At 69.6% G+C, this 1,268-nt stretch carries 1 protein-coding gene; it reads left to right on the top strand.

Going from position 1 to position 1,268, the window contains the following annotated elements:
- A partial coding sequence (locus Q1K57_RS13045; protein WP_300083347.1) for an N-6 DNA methylase occupies positions 1–1,268 on the top strand: 1,268 nt, incomplete at both ends.

The following is a 1,268-nucleotide window of genomic DNA, read 5'->3' as shown; positions in this document are numbered from 1 at the left end:
TGTCGGCCGCGGGCAACGACCGCAAGTCGACGGGTTCGTACTACACGCCCACCTCGCTGATCGACTGCCTCCTCGACTCGGCCCTGGACCCTGTGCTCGACCGCGCCGAGCGGGACCCCAACCCCGAGGCCGCCTTGCTGGCTTTGACCGTGTGTGACCCGGCCTGCGGATCGGGGCACTTCCTGGTAGCCGCCGCACGACGGATCGCCAAGCGCGTCGCGGCCATCCGGACCGGCGACCCCGAACCACCGCCCGAGCGGGTCCGAGAAGCGCTGGCCGACGTGGTCGGCCGCTGCATCTACGGCGTCGACCTCAACCCCCTGGCCGCCGAACTGGCCAAGGTGTCCCTGTGGCTGGAGACCCTCGATCCCGGACGCCCGCTCGCATTCCTCGACGCCCAGATCAAGGTCGGCAACTCCCTGATCGGCGCCACCCCAGCGCTCGTCGCGCTGGGCGTTCCCGACGACGCGTTCGCAGCACTCGAGGGCGACGACAAGAAGATCGTCGCGGCCCTGAAGAAGCAGAACAAGGCCGAACGCTCCGGGCAGGACGACCTGTTCGGAGACGACTCTTCACCCACCCTGGACGCCGCCGTCGCGGGCGAACTGGGTGCGCTGATCGGTGGCGTGCGTCCTGCGTCGCTGGCGGACATCCAGGTCCGCCAACAGCGACTCAAGGCCCTCGAGGCCAATCCGGCGCTCCAACAGCAGCGTCTAGTCGCGGACGCCTGGTGCGCCGCGTTCGTGTGGCCCAAACAGCCGGGCGGACCCAAGCCCATCACCGACCGCAGCCTGCAAGCCCTCGCACGTGGCGAAGCGCTGCCACCAGCCACCCTCGCGACCGTCCACGAACTCGCCGCCGAGTACCGGTTCTTCCACTGGCACCTGGAGTTCCCGCACCTCTTCCGACCTGGCGGACCAGCCGACGGACCCGGATGGCGCGGCGGATTCGATGTCGTTCTCGGCAACCCGCCGTGGGAACGGGTGAAGCTGCAGGAACAGGAGTTCTTCGCGGTCCGAGACCCCCTGATCGCCGCGGCTCCCAACGCGGCGGCCCGCAAGCGCCTCATCCAAGCCCTCGAAGCGTCCAACCCGGCGCTGCACGACGCGTACCTGGGCGCGTTGCGTCGCGCCGCCGGTGAGTCGCATCTGCTGCGAGTTTCGGGTCGCTACCCGTTGGCGGGGCGCGGCGACATCAACACCTACGCCGTGTTCGCCGAGGGCAGCCGCGCTCTCATGAACGAGCACGGCCGGATGGGCATGATCCTT

This window comes from Propioniciclava sp. (assembly GCF_029977985.1).
Classification (GTDB): Bacteria; Actinomycetota; Actinomycetes; order Propionibacteriales; family Propionibacteriaceae; genus Propioniciclava.
This window is presented reverse-complemented; position numbering and strand designations above follow the sequence as displayed.